This is a genomic window from Ilumatobacter sp., from assembly GCF_049588435.1.
Classification (GTDB): Bacteria; Actinomycetota; Acidimicrobiia; order Acidimicrobiales; family Ilumatobacteraceae; genus Ilumatobacter_A.
The window spans coordinates 1-3,296 of sequence record NZ_JBAVYV010000334.1 but is presented as its reverse complement, the minus strand read 5'-3'; the positions used below and the strand labels follow the sequence as shown (position 1 = coordinate 3,296).

Annotated in this window: 4 protein-coding genes; 2 read left to right on the top strand and 2 right to left on the bottom strand. The window is 67.1% G+C overall.

The features are described from left to right. Positions 1-110: 110 nt before the first annotated feature. A complete protein-coding gene (leuD, locus tag WBV89_RS13005; protein ID WP_423981779.1) occupies positions 111-698 on the top strand; it encodes a 3-isopropylmalate dehydratase small subunit in 588 nt (195 codons plus the stop codon). Positions 699-731: 33 nt separating this feature from the next. Here the strand turns inward: leuD and WBV89_RS13000 are convergent, their stop codons facing one another. Beyond that, positions 732-1,748 (bottom strand): MDR family oxidoreductase, encoded by a 1,017-nt coding sequence (locus tag WBV89_RS13000; protein WP_423981778.1) that lies wholly within the window; start codon positions 1,746-1,748, stop codon positions 732-734. A 93-nt stretch (positions 1,749-1,841) separates the two neighbouring features. Here WBV89_RS13000 and WBV89_RS12995 point away from each other — a divergent pair, with 93 nt between their 5' ends. Continuing rightward, positions 1,842-2,285: a nitroreductase family deazaflavin-dependent oxidoreductase gene (locus tag WBV89_RS12995; protein WP_423981777.1), complete on the top strand. Its 444-nt coding sequence runs from the start codon at positions 1,842-1,844 to the stop codon at positions 2,283-2,285. Between the two features lie 68 nt (positions 2,286-2,353). Here the strand turns inward: WBV89_RS12995 and WBV89_RS12990 are convergent. Beyond that, the coding region (locus WBV89_RS12990) for a methylenetetrahydrofolate reductase (protein ID WP_423981776.1) at positions 2,354-3,296 on the bottom strand (943 nt) is incomplete at its 5' end.

The following is a 3,296-nucleotide window of genomic DNA, read 5'->3' as shown; positions in this document are numbered from 1 at the left end:
CACCTGGTCTCCCCCGCCGTCGCCGCGGCGACCGCGGTTCGCGGGACGTTCTGCACGCCCGCCGATCTGCCCGACCGAGGTACGAACGACGAGCAGAACGGAGCCGCGTCATGAAGGTTGTCCAGATCATCAACGGAACGGGCGTCCCCCTCAAGCGCAGCGATGTCGACACCGACCAGATCATCCCCGCCGTCTGGCTCAAGCAGGTCGAGCGGACCGGGTTCGAGAAGGGATTGTTCTCCGCATGGCGCGACGAGCAGGACTTCGTCCTCAACGACGAGCGCTACGCCGGCGCCAACATCCTGGTAGCGGGCCCGGCATTCGGTGTCGGATCGTCACGCGAACACGCGGTGTGGGCGATCCAGCAGTACGGCTTCGACGCCGTGATCGCGCCGAGCTTCTCGGACATCTTCAAGAACAACTGCACCAAGAACGGATTGGTGCCGGTTGTCGTTCCCGAAGCAACCGTCGAGGCGATCTGGGCAGCGATCGATGACGATCCGCAGACCGCGATCGTCGTCGACGTCGAACAACTCAAGGTCGAGGTTCCCGCGGCGAACATCGACGAGGCGTTCCCGATGCCCTCCGACGTCCAGCACCGATTCCTGAACGGACTCGACGACATCGGGATCACCATGGGTAAGGCCGACGCGATCGACGCCTTCGAAGCGCAGCGTCCCACCTACCTCCCCCACTGAATGCACATTGGTGCCTGGCACCAATGTGCATTGTCAGGCGGAGGGGTCGACGACGATGCGGCCGCGCGTCGTGCCGGCCATGATGGCTGCCGCTTGTTCGGGCAGCGTACTCATCGGCACGATCTCGGTCATCGCGTCGAGCAGCGCCGTCGGGAGGTCCGTCGCCAAACGCGCCCACGCCGCCTCGCGGTCCGCGAGCGGCGCCATCACCGAATCGATGCCCTGGAGTCGCACTCCGCGCAGGATGAACGGCATCACCGTGCTCGGCAGGTCCACTCCCCCGGCGAGGCCGCAGGCCGTCACGACACCGCGGTACCTCGTCTGAGCGAGGATCTTCGCGAGCATCGTCGAGCCGACAGCATCGACTGCGCCCGCCCACGTCTCGGCTTCGAGCGGCTTGGGATCCTGCGACATCTCCTCGCGAGTCGCGAAGGCGCTCGCTCCGAGCGAGCGCAGGTAGCCATGTTCCTCGGGTCGGCCGGTGACCGCCGTGACGTCGTAGCCGAGCGATGCCAGGATCGCGATCGCTACGCTGCCGACTCCGCCGGCCGCACCGGTCACGACGATCGGACCGTCGTCGGGAGTCACACCGCCGGCCTCGAGGCCGAGCACGCAGAGCATCGAGGTCAACCCGGCGGTCCCGATCCCCATCGCCTGTTCGCTGCTCATCGAATCGGGTCGGGCGACGAGCCAGTCGGCCTTGACCCGCTGACGCTCGGAGTAGCCGCCCCAGAAGCGTTCGCCGACACCCCAGCCCGTGAGGATCACACCGTCGCCGGCGCTGAACCGATCGGAATCGGACGACACGACGGTCCCGGAGAAGTCGATCCCCGGCACCATCGGGAACGAGCGGATGATCCGGCCGCCCTTCCCGGTCAGCGCCATGCCGTCCTTGTAGTTCAGCGACGAGTAGTCGATGTCGACCGTGACCATCTCCGCGTCGGCGTCATCGGGAAGGTCGGCGTCGGTCAACTCCTCGATCGACGCGGCGGCCGACTTCGGGTTGCCGGCTTCGGCTTCGCGGACGACGAGGGCCTTGAACGTGCTCATGGCACCCACAATGGCCGCTCGGACCCCCGGGACCGAAGTCATGGGCCATCCCGCCGACGCCTGGAAACGACACGGTGGCGTAGCGTGGGCCCCATGCCACTCACCGGAGAGTACGTACCGAGCGCCCAGCAGTGGGTCGCCGATCAAGTAGCAACATACGAACACACCGGAGGTCGGGAAGCGAACACGCTCCTCGACACCGGGATCCCGATCGTGATCATCACCAGCCTGGGCGCGAGTTCGGGCAAGATCCGCAAGTTCGCGCTGATGCGCGTCGAGCACGAGGGCGAGTACTCGCTGATCGCCTCCAAGGGCGGCGCACCCGAGCACCCCGGCTGGTACCACAACCTCGTGGCCGAGCCGCTCGTCGAGATCCAGGACGGCCCGGAGCCGCACGACTATCGGACCGAGATCGTGACCGGCGACGAGCGCCAGGCGTGGTGGGACCGCGGCGTCGCCGTCTACCCACCGTACGACGAGTACCAGGAGAAGACGGATCGCGAGATCCCGGTCTTCGTCGCCCGACCTGTCTCCTGAGACCATCCGGTCATCGGATGCCTGACACCGGAGGACCCGACAACTGGTGCCTGGCACCAGTTGTCGGGTCAGCTGGAGATGGCGTCGAGGAGGTCGGCGGCGAGGTCGTAGCGACCGAACGCGGGAATGATGTAGGCGCCCTGCACGTCGTCGCGCAGTTCCTCCACGATCTCGAGTGCGATCGCGACACCTTCAGCGGTCGGATCGGCGGCGTGGCGCATCCGATCGCGTGAGTGCTGCGGGATGCGGATCCCCGGGACCTCGTTGTGCAGGAACTCCGCGTTGCGGGCGTTGTACAGCGGCTGCACACCGAGCAGCAACGGGATCGTCGCTCCCTCCGCCTCGCGTCGATACGCGTCGATGAACGATCGCGCCGCCTCGACGTCGAAGCACGGCTGAGTGAGTGCGAAGTCGGCACCCGACCGGATCTTCTTCGCCAGCAACGCCGCCTCGCGCGCGGTGTCCGACGAGGTGAGCGATGTCGCACATCCGATCGTGAAGTGCGTGGGCTGGTCGAGCAGCGCCCCGGCCTGGTCGAGTCCGACGTTCATCCGCTCCTTCAGCAACCGGATCAGACCGGTCGAGGCGAGGTCGTAGTCGTCGGATGCATCGGGATAGTCACCGATGCGCGCCGGGTCGCCCATCGTCACGAACAGGTTCCGCACGCCGAGCGCATGCGCGGCGAGTAGGTCGGCCTGCACGCGCAGGAGGTTTCGACCGCGCGTCGGGAAGTGCAGGATCGTCTCGACGTCGGCGTGCAGCTGGACGAGATGAGCCGCAGCCCAGGCGCTCATCCTCATCCGCGCCAGCGGGATGTCGGCGATGTCGAGGAAGTCGGCACCGGCCTCGCGCAGCATCGTGGCGCTGGCGATCATCTTCTGCGCTGCGACGCCCTTCGGCGGGCGCATCTCGACGGTCGTGACGAAACGGCCCTCGGTGAGCGCCTGCTTGAGCGCGGTCGGCGGATCGGCCGAGACCGACTCGACCTCGGTACTCGCGACGATCGTCGGC

Bases quoted from the DNA above. Each gene is read 5' to 3' on its own strand.
- WBV89_RS13000 (WP_423981778.1), bottom strand. From the start codon at position 1,748: ATGAGCACGTTCAAGGCCCTCGTCGTCCGCGAAGCCGAAGCCGGCAAC.
- WBV89_RS12995 (WP_423981777.1), top strand. From the start codon at position 1,842: ATGCCACTCACCGGAGAGTACGTACCGAGCGCCCAGCAGTGGGTCGCC.
- leuD (WP_423981779.1), top strand. From the start codon at position 111: ATGAAGGTTGTCCAGATCATCAACGGAACGGGCGTCCCCCTCAAGCGC.